General features: G+C 70.5%; 21 protein-coding genes. 1 reads left to right on the top strand and 20 read right to left on the bottom strand.

Going from position 1 to position 23,875, the window contains the following annotated elements:
- From ABEA26_RS25910 to ABEA26_RS25885, 6 genes are all read right to left on the bottom strand, one after another.
- On the bottom strand, window positions 1-646 hold a 646-nt coding region (locus tag ABEA26_RS25910; protein ID WP_345595755.1), incomplete at its 3' end, for a family 20 glycosylhydrolase.
- A gap of 1 nt (window position 647) precedes the next feature.
- On the bottom strand, window positions 648-1,493 hold the full coding sequence (locus ABEA26_RS25905) for a carbohydrate ABC transporter permease (protein ID WP_279559687.1): 846 nt from the start codon (window positions 1,491-1,493) through the stop codon (window positions 648-650).
- Window positions 1,490-2,482, bottom strand: coding sequence for a carbohydrate ABC transporter permease (locus ABEA26_RS25900; RefSeq protein WP_345595754.1), 993 nt, complete (start codon window positions 2,480-2,482; stop codon window positions 1,490-1,492). The genes ABEA26_RS25905 and ABEA26_RS25900 overlap by 4 nt, the downstream gene beginning before the upstream one ends.
- Entirely contained in the window at window positions 2,479-3,777 is a 1,299-nt protein-coding gene (locus tag ABEA26_RS25895) for an extracellular solute-binding protein (RefSeq protein WP_345595753.1), read from the bottom strand. Before ABEA26_RS25895 ends, ABEA26_RS25900 begins: the two co-directional genes overlap by 4 nt.
- Window positions 3,778-3,972: 195 nt before the next feature.
- Window positions 3,973-4,260 carry a DUF3039 domain-containing protein gene (locus ABEA26_RS25890; protein ID WP_279559690.1) on the bottom strand — a complete coding sequence of 96 codons (288 nt, stop codon included), beginning with the start codon at window positions 4,258-4,260 and terminating at the stop codon, window positions 3,973-3,975.
- Between the two features lie 69 nt (window positions 4,261-4,329).
- On the bottom strand, window positions 4,330-4,902 hold the full coding sequence (locus tag ABEA26_RS25885; RefSeq protein ID WP_345595752.1) for a YqgE/AlgH family protein: 573 nt from the start codon (window positions 4,900-4,902) through the stop codon (window positions 4,330-4,332).
- 234 nt (window positions 4,903-5,136) lie between these two features.
- Between ABEA26_RS25885 and murA the strand changes: the two genes are divergently transcribed.
- Window positions 5,137-6,483 carry a UDP-N-acetylglucosamine 1-carboxyvinyltransferase gene (murA, locus tag ABEA26_RS25880; protein ID WP_345595751.1) on the top strand — a complete coding sequence of 449 codons (1,347 nt, stop codon included), beginning with the start codon at window positions 5,137-5,139 and terminating at the stop codon, window positions 6,481-6,483.
- Window positions 6,484-6,561: 78 nt separating this feature from the next.
- Here the strand turns inward: murA and ABEA26_RS25875 are convergent, their stop codons facing one another.
- From ABEA26_RS25875 to ABEA26_RS25810, 14 genes are all read right to left on the bottom strand, one after another.
- On the bottom strand, window positions 6,562-6,843 hold the full coding sequence (locus ABEA26_RS25875) for an HU family DNA-binding protein (protein WP_003950507.1): 282 nt from the start codon (window positions 6,841-6,843) through the stop codon (window positions 6,562-6,564).
- 396 nt (window positions 6,844-7,239) lie between these two features.
- Window positions 7,240-8,655, bottom strand: a complete 1,416-nt coding sequence (locus ABEA26_RS25870) for an NAD-dependent malic enzyme (RefSeq protein ID WP_345595750.1) — start codon at window positions 8,653-8,655, stop codon at window positions 7,240-7,242.
- A 435-nt stretch (window positions 8,656-9,090) separates the two neighbouring features.
- Complete coding sequence (locus ABEA26_RS25865; RefSeq protein ID WP_345595749.1) at window positions 9,091-11,439, bottom strand: HelD family protein; 2,349 nt, start codon at window positions 11,437-11,439, stop codon at window positions 9,091-9,093.
- Window positions 11,440-11,522: 83 nt separating this feature from the next.
- On the bottom strand, window positions 11,523-12,347 hold the full coding sequence (locus ABEA26_RS25860) for a zf-HC2 domain-containing protein (protein WP_345595748.1): 825 nt from the start codon (window positions 12,345-12,347) through the stop codon (window positions 11,523-11,525).
- 71 nt (window positions 12,348-12,418) lie between these two features.
- Window positions 12,419-12,943, bottom strand: a complete 525-nt coding sequence (locus tag ABEA26_RS25855; RefSeq protein ID WP_345595756.1) for a sigma-70 family RNA polymerase sigma factor — start codon at window positions 12,941-12,943, stop codon at window positions 12,419-12,421.
- 238 nt (window positions 12,944-13,181) lie between these two features.
- Window positions 13,182-13,772, bottom strand: coding sequence for a CGNR zinc finger domain-containing protein (locus ABEA26_RS25850; protein WP_345595747.1), 591 nt, complete (start codon window positions 13,770-13,772; stop codon window positions 13,182-13,184).
- 237 nt (window positions 13,773-14,009) lie between these two features.
- Complete coding sequence (locus ABEA26_RS25845) at window positions 14,010-15,182, bottom strand: uroporphyrinogen-III synthase (protein WP_345595746.1); 1,173 nt, start codon at window positions 15,180-15,182, stop codon at window positions 14,010-14,012.
- 95 nt (window positions 15,183-15,277) lie between these two features.
- Entirely contained in the window at window positions 15,278-16,630 is a 1,353-nt protein-coding gene (locus tag ABEA26_RS25840; protein WP_345595745.1) for a nitrate/nitrite transporter, read from the bottom strand.
- A 359-nt stretch (window positions 16,631-16,989) separates the two neighbouring features.
- Window positions 16,990-17,340 (bottom strand): hypothetical protein, encoded by a 351-nt coding sequence (locus tag ABEA26_RS25835; RefSeq protein WP_345595744.1) that lies wholly within the window; start codon window positions 17,338-17,340, stop codon window positions 16,990-16,992.
- Between the two features lie 82 nt (window positions 17,341-17,422).
- Window positions 17,423-18,247 carry an MBL fold metallo-hydrolase gene (locus ABEA26_RS25830; RefSeq protein WP_345595743.1) on the bottom strand — a complete coding sequence of 275 codons (825 nt, stop codon included), beginning with the start codon at window positions 18,245-18,247 and terminating at the stop codon, window positions 17,423-17,425.
- 173 nt (window positions 18,248-18,420) lie between these two features.
- Window positions 18,421-18,690, bottom strand: a complete 270-nt coding sequence (locus tag ABEA26_RS25825; protein WP_345595742.1) for a hypothetical protein — start codon at window positions 18,688-18,690, stop codon at window positions 18,421-18,423.
- Between the two features lie 156 nt (window positions 18,691-18,846).
- Window positions 18,847-20,160: an acyltransferase family protein gene (locus ABEA26_RS25820; protein ID WP_345595741.1), complete on the bottom strand. Its 1,314-nt coding sequence runs from the start codon at window positions 20,158-20,160 to the stop codon at window positions 18,847-18,849.
- On the bottom strand, window positions 20,157-22,352 hold the full coding sequence (locus ABEA26_RS25815; RefSeq protein WP_345595740.1) for a bifunctional polysaccharide deacetylase/glycosyltransferase family 2 protein: 2,196 nt from the start codon (window positions 22,350-22,352) through the stop codon (window positions 20,157-20,159). The genes ABEA26_RS25820 and ABEA26_RS25815 overlap by 4 nt, the downstream gene beginning before the upstream one ends.
- The gene (locus ABEA26_RS25810) at window positions 22,352-23,077 is read right to left on the bottom strand and encodes a hypothetical protein (protein ID WP_345595739.1); all 726 of its coding nucleotides are present in this window, start codon (window positions 23,075-23,077) and stop codon (window positions 22,352-22,354) included. The genes ABEA26_RS25815 and ABEA26_RS25810 overlap by 1 nt, the downstream gene beginning before the upstream one ends.
- Window positions 23,078-23,875 lie beyond the last annotated feature (798 nt).

Below are 23,875 nucleotides of genomic sequence, written 5' to 3'. Positions count from 1 at the left end.
GGCCGTATTTGGTGCGCGCCCGCCAGGACCCCGTCTCGGTGAGCTTCGGGTGGCGTCGGATCTCGACGCGCCAGCCCTGGTCGTCCGTCAGATGGAAGTGCAGGACGTTGAGTTTGTGGGCCGCCATCAGGTCCAGGTAACGCAGGACGCCTTCCTTCGGCATGAAGTGCCGGGCGACGTCCAGCATCATCCCGCGCCAGGGGAAGCGGGGCGCGTCCTCGACGCGGCCCAGCGGCAGCCGCCAGGAGCGCCCGGGAAGCGGCGCGCGCCGGAAGGCGTCCGGGCCGAGCAGTTGCCGAAGTGTCTGAGCGCCCCAGAAGAGGCCGGCCGGACCGCCACCCGCGAGGTCCACGCCGGCCGGTGTGACATCGAGGCGGTAGCCCTCGGCGTCCAGCTCGCCGTCGAGGGACAGGCGGACGACGTTCTCGCCGCCCTTCTCCGGCGCGAGCGGCAGGCCGGTGGCGGCGCCCAGCGTGGCGCGCAGCCAGCGTTCGGTGCGATCCGTACCCTCGCCCGCCACCATCCCGGTGCCCGGGCCGAGCTCGAAGAAGCCGTCCTCCTGGGAGGTCACTCGCCGTGGCTGGGGAATCACGTCGATCCCGTCGATCCCGTCTGTCACGTCTGTCACGTCTGTCACGTCTGTCACGTCAGTCCTTTACCGCTCCGCCGAGGCCGGAGACGAGCCGTCGTTGCACGAGTACGAAGAAGACCAGCACCGGAATCGTCATCACCGTCGAGGCGGCCATCACCCCGCCCCAGTCCGGGTCGTCCGGCTTGTAGAAGACCAGTAGTGCCATCGGCAGGGTCGACTGGGAGGTGTCACTGATGATGAACGACTTGGCGAACAGGAAGTCGTTCCAGGTCGAGATGAAGGAGAAGACGCTGGTGGCGACCAGCCCCGGGAAGACCAGCGGGAAAAGGATCTGCCACAGAAAGCGCCTCCGGCTGGCCCCGTCGATGTAGGCGGCCTCTTCCAGTGCCTCCGGCACCGCTTTCACGAACCCCCGCAGCATCCAGATCGCGAACGGCAGCGAGAAGGCGATGTGGGGCAGGATCAGCGAACCCAGCGTGTTCAGCTGGCCGAAGTCCCGCATGAGGAAGAACAGCGGGATCGTGAGCGCCTCCACGGGCACCATCTGGGCCACCAGGAACATGATGAGCAGGGTGGTCCGGAAACGGAACCGGAAACGCGTCACCGCGGTCGCCGCGAGGAACGCGATGAGCGCCGAGGCGATCACGACCGTGCCCGCCACGAGCAGGCTGTTGAGGAAATAGCGGCCGAATTCCTGCTGCCCGAAAACACGCCGGAAGGAGTCGAGCGACGGCGCCAGGGTCCATGGCCGCGGCTCGGTCGACTCGACCTCCCCGGCCGGTTTGAAGGCGCTCAGCACCATCCAGTACAGCGGGAAGGCCACCACGACCGAGATCAGCAGTGCCGACGCCTCGGCCGCCAGCCGCCACGGACGGCGCACCCGCACGCGCGGAAGATTCACAGCTCCTCCCCCTGGCGGCGCAGCAGCCGCAGGTAGACCAGCGTCACGGCGAGCAGGATCAGCAGCATCACGACGCCGATCGCGGAGCCGAGGCTGTACTGCGAGGACGCGAAGGCCTTCTGATAGGCGTAGACGTTGAGTACGAGGTTCTGGCCGGCGATCCCGCCGCCGTTGGTCATGACGTAGATCTGGGTGAAGACCTTGAAGTCCCAGATGACCGACTGGATGGTGACGACCACCAGGATCGGCCGGAGCATCGGGGCGAGCACCGAGCGCCAGATGCGCCACTGCGAGGCGCCGTCGAGCGCGGCGGCCTCCAGGACCTCCGAGGGGACGGCCCGGATGCCGGCGTAGACGGTGACCATGACGAACGGGAAGGAGCACCAGACCACTTCGAGCAGGACGAGGGCGAAGGCGCTGTAGCGCCCGTACGTCCAGGAGTGGTCGCCGAGACCGAGCATCCGGTTGACCGGCCCGAAGTCCGGGTCGAACAGCAGCAGCCACACCGTCGACCCGGTGACCGCGGGGGTCGCCCAGGCTCCGAGGGCGGCCAGCATCAGCGCGAGCCGGGGCAGGGCGCGCACGCGCGTGAGCAGCACGGCGAGCGCGCACCCGACGGCCAGCGTCGACACCACGCAGGCCGCCGCGAACACGACGGTGGCGAGCAGCACCCGCCAGAACTGTGCGTCCCCGAACAGCTCGGCGTAGTTCCCGAACCCCTTGAAGGTGGTCGGCTCTCCACCGGACACCTGTGCCTGGGTGTACTCCAGGAAGGAGATCAGTCCGAGTTGGTAGACGGGGTAGACGAGCAGCCCGCCGAGGACGACGAGAGCGGGGGCGAGATACAGCCAGGGCGTACCGGAGGAGCGCCCGTAGGGGCGCGGGGCCCCGTTGGACTTGCGGCCACCGCCGCGGGGGCGCGACGGGCCACGGCCGACCCGCGGCCGCTCACGCACCGCGCCCCCCGAGCTGGAAGGCGACACACTCATCCCGCGGAGCCGAACGCGTCGTCCATCTTGCGGGCCGCGTCCCCGGCGGCGCCGCCGACGTCCTTCTTGCCGCTGACCACCTCCTGGAACATGGTCGGCAGCACCTGCGAGGAGTCGATCGTCGCCCACGCGGCCGAGGCCGGCACGAACTCCGTGCCCGCGGCGAGGGTGTCGACGAACGGCTTCACGAACGGCTCCTCGGCCGCGACCCGCTGCCGTACGTCCGTGAAGGTCGGCAGGAAGCCCATCGCGTCGAACATCTCGCCCTGCGTCTCCTTCGACGCGAGCCGCTTCATCAGGTCGACGGCGAGGGTGCGGTGCGAGGTGCTCTTCAGGACGCCGATGTTGTTGCCGCCCGCGAAGGCGGGGGCGATCGAGCCGGACTTCACGCCGGGCAGCGGCACGACCGCGTACTTGCCCTTCGCCTTCCCGGCGTCCACGGCCTGGCGGCTGAAGTCGCCGCCGATCGCCATGGCCGCCTTGCCGGAGGCGAACGCGGTGACGGTGTCGTTGCCGCCCATGCCGGCGCACTTGGCGGCGGGGCAGTTGTCGTCGCCGAAGAGCGACGTGTACGCCTTGATGCCCTTCTGGGCGGCGGCGCTGTCGATCGCCGAGGCGTACGAGCCGCCCTTGCCGGTGGCGAGTTCGCCACCGTTGGCCCAGATGAAGGGCATCGCGCCGTAGGTGTAGGCACCGCCCACGGCTATGCCGTAGAGGTCGGGCTTCGCGTCGCGGATCTTCTTCGCGGTGGACGCGAGTTCGTCCAGCGACTTGGGGGCCGCGAGGCCGAGTTCGTCGAAGACGTCGGTGCGGTAGTACAGGGCGCGGACGCCGACGAAATAGGGGGCGCCGTAGATCTTGCCGTCCACGGTGACGGACTGCCGGGCGGTGGGGTCGGTGTCCTTGGCCTCGTCCCAGGCGCCGAACTCCTCGGTGATGTTCAGGAGTCCGCCGTCCTTGACGTAGCCGGCGGTGTCGGTGTTGCCGTACTCGATGACGTCGGGGGCGCTGTCGGGGTCGTTGAAGGCGGCCTTGATGCGCTGGGCGCGGGTCTCGACGGGGATGTACTCGACGTCGACCTTCGTGTCCTCGTGCGCCTTCTCGAAGTCGGCCAGGACGGCGTCGACGACCTTTTCCTTCGGCTTGGTGTTGACCTCCTGGAAGAGCCAGACGCGTAGCGTGCCGCTCTTCTCGTCCTCGCCGGAGGAGGAGTTGTCGGACGTCTGGGGGGCGCAGGCCGTCGCGGTGACGACGGCGGCGGCCAGCAGTACGGCCAGGCGGGGGGCGAGCTTCATGGAGTGTTTCCTCCGGGCGTGCGTTGCAACATATGCAATGACGGTTTCGCTCTGCACAACATCCAGGAGGTTATGGAGTACATGAACATGTCCACAAGAGGTCTCAACCACTTCGTGACAACACGAAGGCCCCCGGAGCGCGCGCGGGCACGTTCCGGGGGCCTTGGGAACCTCGGTCGGGGGGAGCCTGGGCTGTTACTTCTTCTTGTCGCCGCCCTTGCCCTCGTCGCCGCCGCCGGTCATGGACTCGTAGATCTCCTTGCACATCGGGCAGACCGGGTACTTCTTCGGGTCGCGGCCCGGCACCCAGACCTTGCCGCACAGCGCTACGACGGGCGTGCCGTCGAGAGCGCTCGCCATGATCTTGTCCTTCTGGACGTAATGGGCGAAGCGCTCGTGGTCACCGTCACCGTGGGAGGTCTGCGGCGTCGGCTCTACGAGGGTCCCCGTACCAGTCCCGCGCTCGGGCTCGAGAGTGCTCATGCATGCCAGGGTACTTAAAGCCGGGGTACTGCAGCTCACACCGGCCGGCGCCGTCCGCCCGGTCGGAGATCAGTTGAGCGAGGGGTCGTCCGGATACGTCGCGACCATCGCCAGATCGCCCCGCTGGCGGCGCAGGACCGCACGCCAGAGTCTCGCGGGGACCGGACAGGACACGTCGCCGGGCTCGGACTCGACCACGTACCAGGCACCGTCCGACAGCTCGCCCTCCAGTTGCCCGGGGCCCCAGCCCGCGTAGCCGGCGAAGATGCGCAGCGCCCCCAGGGCGGGGGCGAGCAGCTCCGGCGGCGCCTCCAGGTCCACCAGGCCGATCGCGCCGTGCACCCGGCGCCAGCCCAGCGGTCCCCGCTCTCCGGCCGCCCCGCCGGGGACCACGGCGACGCCCAGGGCGGAGTCCAGCGAGACCGGGCCGCCCTGGAAGACGACGCCCGGCTCGCCGGTCAGGTCCGCCCAGTCCTCCAGGATGTCGCCCACGCCGACCGGCGTGGGACGGTTGAGGACGACACCGAGGGAGCCCTCCTCGTCGTGGTCGAGAAGGAGCACCACCGCGCGTTCGAAGTTCGGGTCCGCCAGGGCGGGCGTTGCCACGAGCAGCCGCCCCGTGAGCGAGGACACCTCGGTCATGCCTGACATGATCCCGCATGTTCCCCTCCCGTGGGGAGGCAATCGGGGGCACGGGGGTGAGCACACGCGCGCGCACGCGCCGAGGCCGTGACCCCCCGTGCGCGCCGGGGAACGCCGCGTGTTGTGACGAACCCATGACGTTCTCCGACCCCGCACAGGCTTACTGAAGGGGGGTACAAGGCGATTACCCTTTCCCTTTCGGCCCCTGCCCAACCCCCACGGAACGCGAGATTCATGACCGTCAACGGCGCTGATGACGTACTGCTTGTCCACGGCGGAACCCCGCTGGAGGGCGAGCTCCGGGTCCGCGGTGCGAAGAACCTCGTGCCGAAGGCGATGGTGGCCGCCCTGCTGGGCAGCGGGCCGAGCCGGCTGCGCAATGTGCCGGACATCCGCGACGTGCGGGTCGTACGCGGACTGCTGCAACTGCACGGGGTGACCGTCCGCCCGGGTGAGGAGCCCGGCGAACTGGTGATGGACCCGACCCACGTGGAGAGCGCGAACGTCGCCGACATCGATGCCCACGCGGGCTCGTCGCGCATCCCGATCCTGCTCTGCGGCCCGCTGCTGCACCGCCTCGGGCACGCTTTCATCCCGGGTCTGGGCGGCTGCGACATCGGCGGCCGGCCCATCGACTTCCACTTCGACGTGCTGCGGCAGTTCGGCGCGACGATCGAGAAGCGTGCGGACGGCCAGTACCTGGAGGCCCCGCAGCGGCTGCGCGGTACGAAGATCAACCTGCCGTACCCGTCCGTCGGCGCGACCGAACAGGTGCTGCTGACGGCCGTGCTGGCCGAGGGCGTCACGGAGCTGTCCAACGCGGCCGTGGAGCCGGAGATCGAGGACCTGATCTGCGTTCTGCAGAAAATGGGCGCGATCATCGCCATGGACACCGACCGCACGATCCGCGTCACCGGTGTGGACGAGCTCGGCGGCTACACCCACCGTGCCCTCTCGGACCGCCTGGAAGCCGCCTCCTGGGCCTCCGCGGCGCTGGCGACCGAGGGGAACGTCTACGTCCGGGGCGCCCAGCAGCGCTCGATGATGACGTTCCTGAACACCTTCCGGAAGGTGGGCGGTGCCTTCGAGATCGACGACGAGGGCATCCGCTTCTGGCACCCGGGCGGTCAGCTGAAGTCCATCGCCCTGGAGACGGACGTGCACCCCGGCTTCCAGACGGACTGGCAGCAGCCCCTGGTGGTCGCCCTGACGCAGGCGACGGGCCTGTCCATCGTCCACGAGACGGTCTACGAGTCCCGTCTCGGCTTCACCTCCGCGCTCAACCAGATGGGCGCCCACATCCAGCTCTACCGCGAGTGCCTGGGCGGCTCCCACTGCCGCTTCGGCCAGCGCAACTTCCTGCACTCGGCCGTCGTGTCCGGGCCGACCAAGCTGGAGGGCGCCGACCTGGTCATCCCCGACCTGCGTGGCGGCTTCTCGTACCTCATCGCCGCTCTGGCGGCCCAGGGCACCTCCCGGGTGCACGGCATCGACCTGATCAACCGGGGCTACGAGAACTTCATGGACAAGCTCGTGGAACTGGGCGCGAAGGTCGAGCTGCCGGGCAAGGCGCTCGGCTGACGGCAGCCACCCGCGCCGACGGCGCGCGGACGCGAAAGGGGCGGCCACCCTCAGGTGGCCGCCCCTTTCACATCAGGGTCACTTGCCCTTCGCGGCTTCCTTGAGCTTGGAGCCCGCGGAGACCTTGACGCTGTAGCCGGCCGGGATCTGGATCGGCTCGCCGGTCTGCGGGTTGCGGGCGGTGCGAGCGGCACGGTGGGTGCGCTCGAAGGTCAGGAAACCGGGGATGGTGACCTTCTCGTCGCCCTTGGAGACGATGTCGCCGACAACCTCGGCGAACGCGGCCAGCACGGCGTCGGCGTCCTTGCGAGTCACCTCGGCGCGGTCGGCCAGCGCGGCCACCAGCTCACTGCGGTTCATGTTGTTACTCCCGTGTTCTTCTTGCCGTTGAGGCGTGCCACGCGGCGGAGCCGCATGTTGGGCACAGCGATGCCGATGCTGCCAGGGTCCTCGGACACTCCCCGGACCCGGGTCGGTCTTCAGACCCTCGCGCCCAGGGAGGCATCCTGCCTCCACCTGCGGCGGTAAAGCCAATCCGGCACCCCCAGGAGTCGTGAGAACACCCTTGGGAGTCACACGAAGAGAGGGCCTGAGCCTTGCGCAACCCTAGAGGGCGATCCGAGGCCCCACATCCCGCGACGCGCCGGAGGGGCGGCCCGCCGTGGTGATCCTCACCACCACGTCACAGACCGCCCACACCACGTCCGGGAACCCGCCCGGCCGCTCGATATGTCCTACGCCACCCCTGCGGGTGTCCTACGCCACCACTCCCGCGGCCTTCGCCGCGTCCCGCACGGCGCCCGCGACGGCACCGGCGACCTTGTCGTTGAAGACGCTGGGGATGATGTAGTTCGGGTTGATCTCGTCCTCGGTCACCACGTCCGCGAGGGCGTGCGCGGCGGCGAGCATCATCTCGGTGTTGACCGTGCGGGACTGGGCGTCCAGCAGACCGCGGAAGACGCCCGGGAAGACCAGCACGTTGTTGATCTGGTTCGGGAAGTCGGAGCGGCCGGTGGCGACGACCGCGGCCGTCCGGCGGGCGACCGCCGGGTCGACCTCGGGGTCCGGGTTCGCGAGCGCGAACACGATCGCGCCGTCCGCCATGGCGGCCACGTCGTCCCCGTCCAGGACGTTGGGGGCCGAGACGCCGATGAAGACGTCCGCGCCGTGCACGGCCTCCTTGAGCGTGCCGGTGAGGCCCTCGGGGTTGGTGTTGTCGGCGATCCAGCGCAGGGCCGAGTCGGGCGCGGCGTCGACCAGGTCGGTGCGGCCGGCGTGCACGACGCCGTGGATGTCGGCGACGACGGCGTTCTTCACACCCGCGGCGAGCAGCAGCTTCAGGATGGCCGTACCGGCAGCGCCGGCGCCGGACATGACGACCCGCACGTTCTCGATGGGCTTGTCGACGACGCGCAGCGCGTTGGTCAGCGCGGCGAGGACGACGATCGCGGTGCCGTGCTGGTCGTCGTGGAAGACGGGGATGTCGAGGGCCTCGCGCAGCCGGGCCTCGATCTCGAAGCAGCGGGGCGCGGAGATGTCCTCGAGATTGATGCCGGCGAAGCCCGGGGCGATGGCCTTGACGATCTCGACGATCGCGTCGGTGTCCTGGGTGTCGAGGCAGAGCGGCCAGGCGTCGATGCCGGCGAAGCGCTTGAACAGGGCCGCCTTGCCCTCCATGACCGGCAGCGCGGCCTTCGGGCCGATGTTGCCCAGGCCCAGCACCGCCGAACCGTCCGTCACGACCGCAACGGAGTTGCGCTTGATGGTGAGGCGGCGGGCGTCCTCGGGGTTCTCGGCGATCGCCATGCAGACGCGGGCCACGCCCGGCGTGTAGATCATGGAGAGGTCGTCACGGTTGCGGATGGGGTGCTTCGACGCCATCTCGATCTTGCCGCCGAGGTGCATCAGGAAGGTACGGTCGGAGACCTTGCCCAGGTTGACGCCCTCGATGCCGCGCAGCTGTTCGACGATCTCGTCCGCGTGGGAGGTCGAGCCGGCGGCGATGGTGACGTCGATACGGAGCTTGTCGTGGCCGGAGGCCGTGACGTCGAGGCCGGTGACGGAGCCTCCGGCGGACTCCACCGCGGTGGTGAGCTGCGAGACCGCTGGCCCACCCGCGGGTACCTCCAGTCGGACCGTCATCGAGTAGGAGACGCTGGGCGCCGTTGCCATGGCCGACTTCCTCTGCTTTCACCGTGTAACTGCGTTGTGCCGTCCGATCGTCGCACCTACCACTGAGTACGTGGTAGCCACCCCGGATTGCGAACTTTGAGTTCGCGCGCCGCCCACCACCAGTGATGGCACTTTCGGAAAACTACTTCCACCATACGAGAAGCGTCGTGTCGACGGAAGAGGTGGACCGGCCCGGGAAAGAACCCGCGGGACGGGAATTGTCTTGCGGGGATCGTTTGTTACCTTGGACGTGGCACCGGCTCGATCCAAGCCCCCGGGCCCAACCTTCGTCGCTACGAGCGACCACTTGCCGCGAGGCGAGCATGGCGGGTCGGTGCCACCTAAACGAAGAAGGAACCGTACGGAGAACAAGTCGTACGAAGACGAGAGGCCCGCGCCGTCCCACGGCGCGGGCCTCTCGCACGTCCCGGTGCCTCAGTCGCGCAGCAGGTCCGGCACCCCCGCCGCGTCCGGCTCGTCCCGCTCGTAGGAGACGACCGTCAGCTGCTGGGTGGCCCGGGTGAGGGCGACGTACAGCACGCGCAGCCCGGCGGGCGACTCGTCGGCGATCTCGGCGGGCGAGACGACGACCGTGGCGTCGTACTCCAGGCCCTTCGCCTCCAGGCTGCCCAGCGCCACCACGCGGTCCCCGAGCCCGGCCAGCCAGCGCCGGGCCTCCTCGCGCCGGTTCATGGCGACCACGACGCCGACGGTGCCGTCCACGAGGTCGAGCAGCCGGGCCGCCTCGGCCCGGACCGTCCGGGCCGGGGAGTCCACCGCCACCGCGAAGCGCGGCTCCACGCCCGTCGAGCGGACGGCCGTCGGGGACGCGGAGCCCGGCATGGCGAGGGCGAGCACCTTGGCGGCCAGCTCGGCGATCTCGGCCGGGTTGCGGTAGTTGACGGTCAGCTCGAAACGGCGCCGCGGGCGGCTGCCCAGGGCCTCGTCACGGGCCGCCGCCGCCTCGTCGGGGTCGGACCAGGAGGACTGCGCCGGGTCGCCGACGACCGTCCACGTGGCGTGCCGGCCCCGGCGGCCCACCATCCGCCACTGCATGGGGGTGAGGTCCTGGGCCTCGTCGACGATGACGTGCGCGTACTCGGTTCGCTCCTGGGCGAGGCGCTCGGCGCGCTCCCACTGGGTCTCCTCGCGCTGCGGCATCAGCTCGTCCAGGCCGGTGAGCTGGTCCAGCGGGTCCAGCTCGCGCCGCTTACGGGGGCGGGCCGGGGTGCCGACGATCGCCTGGAGCTCGTCGAGCAGGGCGACGTCGTGCACCGAGTGACCCTCGCGCCGCAGCGAACGGGCCACCTTGCGGACCTCACCGGGGTTGAGGACGCGCCGCGCCCAGCGGCCCAGCCGCCGCTCGTCCGCCATGGCCGCCAGCACCGCGCCGGGGGTCAGCTCCGGCCACCAGGCGTCGAGGAAGGCGGTGAAGGAGTCCTCGGAGCTGACGTCCTCGTCGAAGGAGGAGCGCAGCTCGGCGGCCAGCTCGGGGTCGCTGTGCCGGGTGCCGGCGCCCGACCTGGCCCACAGGGCGTCCAGGAGGAGCCGGCGTGCGCGGGGGCGCAGCAGGTTGACGGGCGCGGTGCCGCCGAGGACGGTGCGGCGGATGCCGGCCAGCTCCTCGGCCTCCAGTTCGAGCCGCCGGCCGAAGGCGACGACCCGCAGCAGCGTCGGCGAGCCGTCCGGCTCCAGCGCCCCGCGCGCGGCCCGGCGCAGCACCCTGAGCATGCGGGAGGAGCCCTTGGCGCGGGCGGTGGCCGGGGAGTCGTACAGCGTGGCCTCGGCGCCGTCGACCAGCGAGCCGATCGCGCGGATGGCGACCTGTCCCTCCTCGCCGAGGGAGGGCAGGACGCCCTCGGTGTACGCCACAAGGAGCGGCGTCGGCGAGACGATCAGGATGCCGCCCGCGTACCGGCGCCGGTCCTGGTAGAGCAGGTACGCCGCCCGGTGCAGGGCGACGGCGGTCTTGCCGGTGCCGGGGCCGCCCTCGACGTAGGTCACGGAGGCGGCGGGGGCGCGGATCACCAGGTCCTGCTCGGCCTGGATCGAGGCCACGATGTCCCGCATGGAGTGCGTACGGGCCTGGCCGAGGGCGGCCATCAGGGCGCCGTCGCCGACCACGGCCAGTTCCTCGCCGTCCAGGCTCGCCCTGATCTCGGGCCGCATGAGGTCGTCCTCGACGCCGAGCACGCGCCGCCCCTTGGAGCGGATCACCCGGCGGCGTACGACTCGGCCCGGGTCGACCGGCGTGGACCGGTAGAAGGGGGCCGCGGCGGGCGCCCGCCAGTCGATGACCAGGGGTGCGTACTCCGCGTCCAGGACGCCGATCCGGCCGATGTGCAGGGTCTCGGCGATGTCGGCGGTGTTGTCGCCCCTGAGCGCGCCCTCGGCGGGTTCGACCGCCGTGTACGCGCCGTCCGGGCCCTTCTTGCCGTCCTTGCCGAGGAGCAGGTCGATCCGGCCGAAGAGGAAGTCCTCGAACTCGTTGTTCAGGCGGTTGAGGTGGATGCCGGCCCGGAAGACCTGCGCGTCGCGCTCGGCCAGCGCGCCGGGTGTGCCGACGTGGCCGCGCTGCGCGGCGTCCTGCATGAGGAACTCCGCCTCGTGGATCTTCTCCTCGAGGCGGCCGTACACCCGGTCCAGGTGTGCCTGTTCCACGCTGATCTCTCGGTCCCGTACGGAGTCCTCCCGTACGGAGTCGTGTACGGAGTCGTGTACGGCTTCCGCCGCGGCGCCGTGAACCGAGTCGACCGCCGAGTCCTGCTGAGCCTGTGCGGCCACCGGGCCCCCTTCTGACGTGCTGGGCAGCCGTCAAAGGTACGCCAAAGGGGGCCCCGGAAGCTACGGCCGTGCCGTCGGCGGGCCTACGCGTCCACCTCCACCAGCCGCTCGCCGTCGAAGGTCATGACCTCGAAGTGGTCGATCTCGTTGGGAGCGAAGGCGGCGCCGCCCTGCACGTAGAGGGGCTCCCCGCCCTTTTCGGCGGTGGTGTCCGGGATGCCGTACCCCCAGTCCGGGACCGACCAGGAGGTGACCGTCTCGCGTTCGCCGTTCTTGCCGACGGCGACCAGGGAGCACTTCTCCGGGCCCTTGAGATTCTTCAGTTCCAGGACCGCGTCGGTGCCCCAAACCTTCTTCCGCAGGGCCACGGTGGCGCTGACCCGGGTGGCCGGGTCGGTCGCCGTGACCCGGTCGGGCATCGCGGCGAAGGCGGACTCGGCGGGACCGGCGGTCGGCTGCGACGCCTCGGCCCCGCGGCCGCCGTCACCGTCTCCGCCGTCACCGCCCGTGGTCGCCACGGCGGCGAACGGGCCGCCGATGATCAGCGCGGCCGCGGTGCCCACCAGGTAGAAGTTGCGGCGTCGTTTGCTCGCGCGGCGCTCGGCGACCTCGTCGACGAGCCTCTCCGCCAGCCGCGGGCCCGGCCTCGCCGTCAGCGACTCGGCGATCGCGGGCGTCCCCGTCCCCGTCCCCGTGCCCATCCCCGCGCCCGTCCCCGCGCCCGTGCCCGGGAGGCCGGCGAGGGCGGCCATCATCGGCTCCATCCCGGCCAGTTCGTCGAGCTGCCGGGCACACCACTCGCAGGTGGCGAGGTGCGCCTCGAAGGCGGTCGCCTCCGCGTCGTCGAGGATGCCGAGGGCGTAGGCGCCGACGGTCTCGTGCTCGTTCGGCGGCGGTGATCCCTGCATGGGGACAGAATTACCCGTGTCCCCCGGGCCGAATCCACCGCCGAGCCCCTGGACTCCCCCGTACCCGCTCATCACGCCGTCACCCCCCGCTCCTCCAGAGCCAGCTTCATCGAACGCAGGGCGTAGAACACCCGGGAGCGAACGGTGCCGCTGGGTATGCCCAGTGTCCGCGCCGCCTCGTTGACGGTACGCCCCTTGAAGTACGTCTCGACGAGGACCTCCCGGTGGGCCGGGGTCAGGTCGTCGAGCGCGTCCGACAGCGTCATCAGCCACAGCGCCTTGTCGATCTCGTCCTCCGCGGGGATGACCTCCAGCGGCGACGGATCGACCTCCTGCGGCCGGGCCTGCCGACTGCGGTGGCCGTCGATGACGATGCGCCGGGCGACCGTCACCAGCCAGGGGCGTACCGATCCGGTCGCCCGGTTGAGCTGACCGGCGTTCTTCCAGGCACGGATGAGCGTCTCCTGGACGACGTCCTCGGCGCGCTGCCGGTCCCCCGCGACCAGCCGCAGCACATAGGCCAGCAAGGGGCCGGCGTGCTCCCGGTACAGGGCGCGCATCAACTCCTCGTCCGGTTCCGAGGACGCCCGGGACATGCGATGCCGGGCCCTCGCACCACGTTCACCGGCCACGACGGAATCCTTGCGCACGCCCACCTCCGGTGTCCGGGGGTTCCCCCAGTCGGTCGCTCGCCCATTCGGTACGGGCGCGAAGTGCGGGGTGTTCAAAGGGGGATGAGACTTTTCCCGGGACGGGGTGAGGAAGGGGGCGCCGCCGCACTTGTCGGGCGAGGCCCACGGGGCTACAGGGCTACAGGGCTACAGGGCTACGGGACTACCGGGCGAGGGCGGCCCGGCGGCGGTGCCGGGCGACGCGCTCCCGGTTGCCGCAGATCTCGCTGGAGCACCAGCGTCGGCGACGTCCCCGGGAGGTGTCGACGTACACGATCGGGCAGTTGTCGCCCTCGCACTGCCTCAGGCTCGCCCGCGCGACGGGGTCGGTGAGCAGCTCCACTGTGTCCCGGGCCAGAGCGCCGAGCAGCGCCGGGCACTCCGGCGGCCCGGTCAACTCCCGTACCAGCGAGCCGTCCTCGCCGTGCACCGCACGCGGGGCCGGGGGCGCGGTGACGGCCAGGCCGTTGACGCGGGCGAGGGCGAGGCCGTACGGGTGGGCGCCGGGCGCGGACCTGGAGCGGATCAGACGGGCGGTCCGGCCGCGCAGTTCACGGAAGGCGGCCAGCCAGGAGACGTCGGCGTGGGCCAGTGGGGTGCGGGGCGGGACGAGCCCGGACCCGGTGATCCAGGCACGCAGCGCCTCGACGGATTCGAGGCGTTCCACGGGGTGAGTGGTGGCGATGAGGTCCAGGCAGATCCGCCCGGTGTCGAAGCGCAGCTCGTACGGATCAGTGGCCGTACCCAGTGCCATGTTCCTGTCACCGCCTAGGGGTTGCCCGGTGGGGTGCGGGCTGGGGAGGGGAGCAGGTGGACCGCTCCCTCTACAGTGCCTGCCCGCTCCCGCGCCCGGAACCCCTCGTACCGCCCCACGATCGGAAGCCCAGACGTGCGCCCGCGCACCCGGACGGGCAGACGGATGCACGGGCGGACGGGCGGACGGGCGGACGGGCGGACAGAGAGGCGTTCGGGCGGCTTCCGGCGCCGCGCGTCACCCGTCCGTGTAAGCGGCGTCCGCGTACTTGGCGTCCGTGGCCGGGTCCAGCGCCAGGCGGTAGCCGCGTTTCACCACCGTCTGGATCAGCTTCGGCATGCCGAGGGACGTGCGCAGGCGGGCCATCGCCGTCTCGACGGCGTGTTCGTCGCGGCCGGTACCCGGCAGGGCGCGCAGCAGTTCGGCGCGGGCCACGACCCAGCCCGGCCGCCGGGCGAGGGCCCGCAGCAGGGCCATGCCGGCGGGCGGAACGGCCTTGAGCTCCCCGTCGACCAGGACCGCGTGCCCGCGGATCTCCACCCGGTGCCCGGCGACCGGCAACGCGCGGGCGCGGGCCGGCAGCTCCTGGCACAGCAGTTGGACGAGGGGGCCGAGCCGGAAGCGTTCGGGCTGGACCGTGTCGACGCCGTGCGCCTGGAGCGGCACCGCGGTCACCGGGCCGACGCAGGCCGGCAGCACGTCGTGACCGAACGCGGCGAGCAGTTCGGGCAGCATGCCGCGCTCCTCGGCGCGGGAGAGGAGGGACGCGGCGGCGGGCGCGCTGGTGAACGTCACGGCGTCCAGGCCACGCGAGACGGCGGCGTCCAGCAACCGGTCCACGGGCCCGAGGTCCACCGGCGGCAGCCACCGGTAGACCGGCACCCCGACGACCTCCGCGCCGCCCGCCCTCAGCGCCTCCACGAACCCCGGCAGCGGCTCACCGTGCAGTTGCAGGGCGATCCGCCGGCCGTCGACGCCCTCCTCCAGCAGCCGGTCCAGGACCTCGGCCATGGACTCGGAGACCGGCGACCACTCCTCCGTCAGCCCGGCGGCCCGGACCGCGCCCTTGACCTTGGGGCCGCGCGCGAGCAGCCGCACCGCGCGCAGCCGCTCCAGCAGTGCGTCACCCAGCCCCCAGCCGTCGGCGGCCTCGATCCAGCCCCGGAAACCGATGGCGGTGGTCGCCACGACGACGTCCGGCGCCCGGTCGATGAGCTGCCTGGTCGCGGCCAGCAGCTCGCTGTCGTCGGCGAGCGGCACGATCCTGATCGCGGGGGCGTGCAGGACGGCGGCTCCGCGCCGCTGGAGCAGCGCACCCAGTTCGTCGGCCCGGCGGGCGGCGGTCACGCCCACGGTGAATCCGGCGAGGGGACCGTGGGCACCCTTGTCCGGCTGCTGTTCGTCGTCCATCACTCTCGTCCCGGTCGTCGTACTGGCTGCACGGCGACCGAGCCTGTCAACGGTGCGTGACGGGCTCGGTTCCGCTTCATGTCACCAGTGTTACGTCATACCTCGGCGTAACCGAGCCGGGTTGTCTGCGGTGCCGGACCGTCCGGCGTCCTGGCGGCCGGACGGCGAAGGTATACCGCCCACGTGACGGCGAAGCAGACGGCGTAGTAGGCGAGGAAGGCGACGAAGGCACCGGTGCCCGAGCCGACGGAGAGGAAGGACTGCCGGAAGGCGAGGTTGATGGCGACTCCGCCGAGCGCGCCGACCGCGCCGATCAGCCCCATGGAGGCACCGGACAGCCGCCGCCCGTACGCCACGGCGTCCTCCCCCACCAACCCCTTGGCGAGTGCCCTGTTCTGGAAGATCCCCGGGATCATCTTGAACGTCGAGCCGTTGCCGAGCCCGCTGAGCACGAACAGCACCACGAACACGGTCACGAACAGCCCGAGCGACTCCGCCATGCCGGCCGCGACGAGCACGGCGGTGGCGGCGGCCATGGCGACGAAGTTCCACAGCGTGATCCGCGCGCCGCCGTACCGGTCGGCGAGTCTGCCGCCCAGCGGCCGGATCAGGGAGCCGAGCAGCGGCCCGATGAAGGTCAGGTACGCCGCCTGCAGCGGACTCCGCCCGAACTGGGTCTGCAGCACCTGCCCGAAGGCGAAGCTGTACCCGATGAACGACCCGAACGTGCCGACGTACAGCACGGCCATGGTCCAGGTGTGGGCGTCCCGGGCGGCGTCCTTGGCTGCCCCGGTGTCGTTCTTCACTGAGGCGAGATTGTCCATGAAGCGGGCGGCGAGGACGGCGGCCACCAGGATCAGCGGGATGTAGATGCCGAGCAGCACCCGGGGCCCGCCTCCCGCCCCGATGATCGCGAGCGCGGTCAGCTGGATGACCGGCACACCGATGTTCCCGCCCCCGGCGTTGAGCCCGAGCGCCCAGCCCTTCTTCCTGAGCGGGAAGAAGGCGTTGATGTTGGTCATGGAGGAGGCGAAGTTGCCGCCGCCGATGCCGGCCAGCAGCCCGACCAGAAGGAAGGTCGAGAAGGACGTCCCCGGCTCCATGACCACGAACGCCGCTGTGGTCGGCACGAGCAGCAGCCCGGCCGAGACGATCGTCCAGTTCCGTCCGCCCAAGACCGCGACGGCGAAGGTGTACGGCACCCGCACGACCGCCCCGACCAGCGTCACCACGGACGTCAGCAGGAACTTGTCGGCCGGCGTCAGCCCGTACTCCGGCCCCATGAAGAGCACCAGCACGGACCACAGCGTCCAGACCGAGAACCCGATGTGCTCGGAGAGCACGGAGAAGAACAGGTTCCGCCGCGCGACCCGCTCCCCCGTCTCCTTCCAGAAGGTCTCGTCCTCCGGATCCCAGTACTGGATCCAGCGGCCGCCAGGGACTGTCATGACGCCTCCACGGTGCTCCACGGCTCGGTCGCACCGACGGTAGGGAGGACGCGTTTCGGCCCGGTGGGGCTGTGGATGACCGCGAGGGAACGTCCCTCTCACCGGGCCCCGGGGCGGAGTGAGAGGACGTCGCCGTCAACCGTTCAGCGCTGCCAGCTGTGAAGAGGCTCACTGGCAGGGGAGTCTTGTGGCGGAAGCAGCTTGCCAGTGCCACATCAGGCAACGTTTGCCCTGTTGCGACGTGACGTACCGTTCGAATGCCGGCTCGGGCGGCGAGGTGTTGCAGGCAATGCGGTTGGCAGAACGAGTACGCGCCACGCGAGACCGATAACGCTGAAGCGTGACGCCTGCTGGTTCCACTACCGACGGGCGGTTTCCTGCACGCTGAGCAGCAACCCGTCCTCCATCACGGCAGTCACCACGCGCAAGTCCACGACGGAGCCGTCCACGATGTGGCGCTCCAGGAATCGGTACACCCCGGGGGTAATGCTGGTGACTCCCTCAACCTGGATCGACAAGCCAGGCTGGCTGCCGCCCGCACCGCGCAGGGATTCCCTCAGCGTCTCAAGGTCGAGGATCGCTCCACTTGTCGTCACGAGCACGAAGGACTCGTTGTGTGCGCCCAGAAATACGTCGAGGCTTTCGGCCTCTCCGTCCCTCAGCCACGCAGTCAGCTGGTCATGGTGTCGGGCCCAGAAGTTCTCGTTCATCCCCCAACTGTGGCAGTTGATGCCTACCGTCCGACGGGCAGGGAGCGGTATCACACCAGGGCGAACGTTGCCTGATGCGGCACTAGCCAGGCGTCCCGTCTCGCTTGCTTCGGCGGGCGAGGTTTCGGGTCTGCCCTTCGTGGATGTTGCTTGCCCACTCCCAGCCGGGTTTGGGCGATACGACCCGTGGGTCGCTGGACACCCGGGCGTCACGTAGGTCCTCCACGTACGCTCGATCCAGCTTGATCCTTGCGCGTACCTCCTCATCTCTGGCGAGGGACCCATGTCCGGGGATGAGGACATCGACGTCGTCCGCTACGCCCTCGAGCAGCCCCAGCCCGACCAGGTAGTCCTCAATCGGGTCAACGGTGTCGTCGAGCATGGGAACGAAGACATCGGAGAGCATGTCGCCGGCGATGAGAACTCGGCGTTCTTCGATCAACAGGGCCGCATGGCCCGGGGCATGCGCCGGATGCTCGATGATCCACACCTTGGGGCCGTCCCAGGGAAGCTGCGCGGTTTCAGCAGGCAGACCAGTGATCAGGCCGTACAGGTCGAGCGGTGTGTCCTCGGCGATTTCCGGCGGCAGCCCCTCGACGACGCCGGTCTTCCAGTCCGTGTTCGACAACACATCCTGCATGAAGTCCGCGCAGCGGGCTGTTCCGTAACGAGGCGCTTCGCCGAGTTCGGCGTGCCAGAGCACGTGATCCCAATCAGGATGCGTCGAGAACCCTGCCACCACGGGCCGGCCCAGCTCTCGAAGGTCGTTCGCCAGGCAGGTCATTTCGGCACCGGTAATGCCAGCGTCTACGAGTAGCACGCCGTCCCTGCCCTGCACGACAACGGTGTTGTTCTCGAGCAACTCACTCTGGTGGATCAGCACACCCTCGGCGACTTGCTTCAGCATGGGTCCCTCCCCGTTTGATGCCCGCACCCTGCCAGAGGGTCTGGCGCACATCAACACAACCGGACGGGGGCGCGTGACGGCGACTCTGCGGCGAGACCGTCCACGGAGGCTTCTTCAGGCGCCAACCCGCGTCAGCTGAGGACCCGGAGATGGCACTTCAGGTTGGAAGAGGCTCACTGAGACCCGCACACCGTGAACGTGCTGGTGAAGTGTGCCGATGCACAGCCGAGTCGTCGTAGCGGCTGTGTGACCGCTTTGGTGGCTCCCGAGGGATCGTTGGCCGCCTCCGCGTTCGCATAGTTGTTGGCCGTCGTGGTGAAGCCGATGGCCGCGCCGCCGATACTCACGACGCTCTTGGCCCAGACTCGCGGAGCGGTTCCGTATCCGCCGGCGTCCGGGTATCTGTTCACCTCGTCGAGCAGGCTCTTGATCCCTCTGTCCATCGGCGTCAGCTGGTCAGCGACTCCCGCTGACACCCGATGGAGGTCAGAGGGCTTGATGACGGGCGTGGGTCACGGTGCGACTGGTGTGACCGGTGCGGCCTTCTTCCAGATCACCATGTCGGTCACGCCCGACCGGGGCACCTCAGCAGGATCCCGTCACGAGCGCTTCGTTCCGTTCGGCCACAGCCGTGGCTTCCGTTTCGCCGCGAGGTCCTCGACCCAGCCGACCGCGAGGACCATCAGGCCGATGAGCGGCCAGACGAGGGCGAACATCCAGATCGTGTACGCGCCGTCGAGGGCGTTCATCGCTCGCTCGTTCTGCATGAACGGGAGCCGGTAGGCCAGGTCGATGATCGGGACCGTCGCCATGATCAGCAGGTTGTGCCACAGGTAGATGGTGACCGCGCGGTTGTTGGAGAGGGTGATCAGCTTGTCCCACTTCGCCAGCCGGCCGGGGAGTTCCTGCCACGACGGGGAGTACTGGAGCAGGATCACGACGAACCCGAACGACCAGGTGGCCTGGGCCAGCGGGATGTCGTTGAGGTCCCAGCCGTCGGGGCCCAGGTGGTTCGAGGCCCACCACAGGCCGAAGGCCATCACCAGGGACGCGCAGGAGACGGAGACGTACCGCGGGATCTGCTTGAGCAAGCCCTCGTGGTGGGCGAAGCCCAGGACCCAGCAGCCGCCGTAGACCGCGAAGTCGGTGATCGCGAGGCCCGTCTCACCGGGGATGGTCACCACTCCGGTGCCGACGATCGCCGTCAGGCCGAGCGGCGCGAGCATCGTCGGCCAGGGTGCCTTGCGGAACAGCCACAGCAGCAGCGGGGAGGCGATGACGAACCACAGGTAGGCGCGCAGGTACCAGAGCGGCCCCGCGGCCTGTACCGCCCAGGTGTCCTCCAGCAGGCCGGACGGGGAGCCGACGTGCCAGGGGTAGGGCGGGGCGCCGATCGGGACGATGTAGTTGAACAGCTCGATCAGGCCCCAGGCGCCGCCCTCCGGGTCCTTGGTGGGGTTCCAGCCGTTCACGAACATCATCGTCAGCACGACCGCGGCGAACGCCCACATCGGCGGCAGGAGGCGGCGCACGCGGCCGCGGATCACGCCCATCGCCGGGCGCTTGAGCGAACGCGCCATCAGCGAGCCCGCCAGCGCGAACATCACGCCCATCGACGGGAACAGCACCGACAGCCACGCCCAACCGAAGAGGTGGTACACCACGACGCGGACCAGGGCGATGGAGCGCAGCAGGTCGAGGTACCGGTCGCGGCCGGGCTTCTTGGCCGCCGGGGTGGCCGGGGCGGGAGCGGGCTCCGCTTGGGCCGCGGGCTCCGTCGTGCGCTGCCCCGGGACGGGGTGGTACGGCACACCCGCGGCCCCGTTCGGCTCACCCGCGTACGGGGAGCCGTACGGGCCGGCCGGCTCCGGGCTCGTACCCGTACCCGTACCGGTCGTGTATCCGTGGGTCATGCCACGGGCCTCCGATCATCACTGCTCTGCGCACGCTGGTTCGGCACGGAGCCACCGGGCGCCCCGACCACACCCGTGCGCCGGAGCTTCTGCCAGCGCAGCCGGCCGCCGGTGAGCGCGGTGATCCAGGACTGGAGCAGCACTACGTACATGAGCTGGCGGTAGAGGATCTGCTGCAACGGCAGCGAGATCAGATGGGTCATGCGTTCGCGGTCGAGGCGGAAGGCGTACGCCGCGCAGACCGCCTGGAGGGCCAGGACGCCCAGCCACGCCATGATCGTCTTCTGGGTCGGGCCGAAGACGATGCCGTAGAGCAGGAAGACGTCGATCAGCGGGGCCAGCAGCGGGGCCAGGACCATGAAGAGGGAGACGAAGGGCAGGCCCACGCGGCCGAAGCGGCCCGAGGGGCCCTTCTCGATCACGGACCTGCGGTGCTTCCAGATGGCCTGCATGGTGCCGTAGGACCAGCGGTAGCGCTGGGACCACAGCTGCTGGACGGTCTCCGGGGCCTCGGTCCAGGCGCGGGCGTTCTCGGCGTAGACCACGCGCCAGCCGGCGCGGTGCAGCGCCATGGTGACATCGGTGTCCTCGGCGAGGGTGTCGTCGCTCATGCCGCCGATCGGCGCCAGCGCCGAGCGCCGGAAGGCACCCACGGCGCCCGGGATGGTCGGCATGCAGCCCAGAACGTCGTACATGCGGCGGTCCAGGTTGAAGCCCATCACGTACTCGATGTGCTGCCAGGCGCCGATCAGGCTGTCCTTGTTGCCGACCTTCGCGTTGCCCGCCACGGCGCCGACCCTCTGGTCGCCGAAGGGCTGGACGAGTTCGCGGACGGTGGACGGTTCGAAGACCGTGTCGCCGTCCATCATGACGACGATGTCATGGCTGGCGTTGGCGAGGCCGCGGTTGAGCGCGGCCGGCTTGCCCGCGTTGAGCTGGCGGATCACCCGGACACCCGGTAGGCCCATGGCCTCGACGATCCGGGCGGTGCCGTCACTGGAACCGTCGTCGATGACGATGACCTCGACCGGGTGGTCGCTGGACATCAGCGAGAGGACGGTGTTCTCGATGCACTTGGCCTCGTTGTACGCCGGGACCAGCACCGTCACCGGTTCGGTCACCGGCGGGCCCCAGCGGAAGTCCTTGCGGCGGACCCGGCGGGCGTGGAAGCCGGAGAGGAGCAGCATCAGCCCGAAGCGGCCGATGACGAGCGTGCCGATGATCGCCAGGCCCACCACCAGGCCGTCGGTGATCTTCTCCGAGGCCTGGACGAGGAAGACCCAGGCCTTGCCCTTCCACAGTTCGGCGCCGGTCACCGGGCTCATCGCGCTGGGCGCGTCCAGGGCCTCGGTGAGGTTGTCGAACTCGTAGCCCTTCTTCTGCAGGTCGGGCAGGAACCTGTCCAGCGCCTCGACCGTCTGGCTGCGGTCACCGCCCGAGTCGTGCATCAGGACGATGGCGCCCTCGCCGTCCTTGGGCGTGGCGCGGCGGATGATCTCGTCGACGCCGGGCCGCTTCCAGTCCTCGCTGTCCGTGTTGTTGACGACGGTGATGTAGCCGCGGCTGCCGATGTACTCGGTGACCGGCCAGGACTTGTTGTCCATGGCATCGGCGTAGGAGGAGTACGGCGGGCGGAAGAGCGAGGTGCGGATGCCGGCCGCGCCGGTGATCGCCAGCTGGTTCTGCGACAGCTCCCAGTCGATGCGCTTCTTGGACTGGAAGGAGAGGTCAGGGTGGTTGAACGTGTGCAGGCCGACCTCGTGGCCCTCGTCGACCATGCGCTCGACGAGGTCGGGGTAGCGGGAGGCCATGGTGCCGGTGACGAAGAAGACCCCGTGCGCGTCGTGCTTCTTCAGCACGTCCAGCACCTTCGGCGTCCAGGTCGGGTCCGGGCCGTCGTCGAACGTGAGGACCAGGCGGTGGTCGGGCACGCTCAGGCTCTCGGTGCGGCCGCCGCGGGCGTCGATGACCGGGCCGCCCTCGAGGATCTTCTCCGGCACCTGGTCGGTGGCGGCGGGCGGCTGGACCCGGTGGTCGGCGAGGATCTCGCTGTGCACGTAACCGCGCAGCATGAGCATCGCCGCCAGGGCGACCAGGACGAGCAGCGGAAGCAGCAGGCGCAGGGGCAGGCGGCGCCTGGCGCCCTCACGGGCGCTGCGCGGCGGCCCGTGACGGCGGATGCGGGATGCCATCAGAGGGTGCTCTCCGGGGACAAGGAAGGGGACGTGAAGGGGTGGGCCAGGGGGGCGCTCACGCCGTTGACGGCCGTACCGCCGTCACCGGGATCGGTGCCCGTAGGGGGGGCGGTGGGGTTCGTGGGGCCGGTGGGGACGACCGGGGTCTCGTCGTCGTCCTCCGGGGGCGTCGAGTCCGGGCTCCCGGGAGGCGGCACCTGCGTCGACTGCGTCGGGTCCGGGGCGGTCGCGTCCTCGTCACCGGGGTCCGGGGCGGTCTCGGACTGTGAGGGCCCGGGGTCGGCACTGGTGCCCGGCTGCAGGGCGGTGCCGGACGTGCCGGGCACGGGGACGTCGTTGTCCGGTGCCGTGGTCACGCCGGCGCCGGCCGAGGGGCTGGTCTGCGGGACGGCGCTGCCGGTGCCGGAGGGCTGCGCGGACTGCGAGGGTCGCGGCGTGGTGTCGACCTGTCCGGCCGGCTTGCCCTCCTGCTGGCCCTCCACGGGCAGCCAGGGCGCGTTGGAGTTGCCGGAGAGCAGCGTGGAGACGATGACGACGGCGTAGACCGCGCAGGCGACGCCGACCGCGATGCCGAGGCGGCGGTACAGGCGGCTGCGGCGTCCCGACGCGTCGACGAAGACCGGTCCGTCGGAACCCCCCTCCGGGCCCTTCTCGGGGCGCCCGCTGTCGGCCCGGCGGATCACGCCGTCACCGAGCTGGACGGCGTCGAGCTGGACCGTCACCTCGTGCGGGTCGTGCGCGTGGGCGCCGGTCCTGGCGCCGGGCCCGGCATCGACATCTGCATCTGCATCGGCATCGACGTCCGGGGTTTCCTGCCAGGGGTCGCGAAGGGCGGAGGTGGCGGGGCCGGGCGCGGTCGTGGGGAAGACACGGGTCGGGGCGGCCGAAGGAGCCGAAGGAGCCGAAGGAGCCGAAGGAGCCGAAGGAGCCGAAGGAGCCGAAGGGAGGATGTCCGTCTTGTCGGCTTCAGGACTCGTGTCGTCGCGGCCGGTTCCGGCCGGGTCGGTAACGGCCGGGTCGGTAACGGCCGGGTCGGTAACGGCCGGGTCGGTAACGGCCGGGTTCTTCCTGTTCGGAGTCGCCCCGTCAGGGCCGGTCCCGGTCGGACCGCTTCCGGTCGGTTTCGTCCCGCCCCAGGTTATGCGTCCCCGATTCAACGCATCGCGGGCCCGATCCCGATCCCGATCCGTACGGTCTCCGGCCACCGGGGTGTCGCCGACCGGGTCGCCGCCCACCGACTTGCCGGCTATTCGTTCCCCGCCTATTCGGGAACCGAGAATCTCCGTCTCGTCGGCACCCGAGCCCCCGAACCATCCGGCCCGGGAGCCGGCGGAACCGGCGGAGCCGCCGGACTGGGCCGGCCGGCCGGGCCGGGCAGACTGGCCGGGTCGGTCGGACGACGGTCCGGGTCGGTCGGACGACGGTCCGGTCGTCGACGGCTCCCCGGTCACCGGGAGGGCCCTGGTCGCCGGAAATACCTCGGTGACGTCAGCATCCTGTTTCGCCTCTGGGAGATCACG

Source organism: Streptomyces marokkonensis (assembly GCF_039539045.1).
GTDB lineage: Bacteria > Actinomycetota > Actinomycetes > Streptomycetales > Streptomycetaceae > Streptomyces > Streptomyces marokkonensis.
The sequence above is the reverse complement of the archived record's forward strand: the minus strand, read 5'-3'. Positions and strand labels throughout refer to the sequence as shown.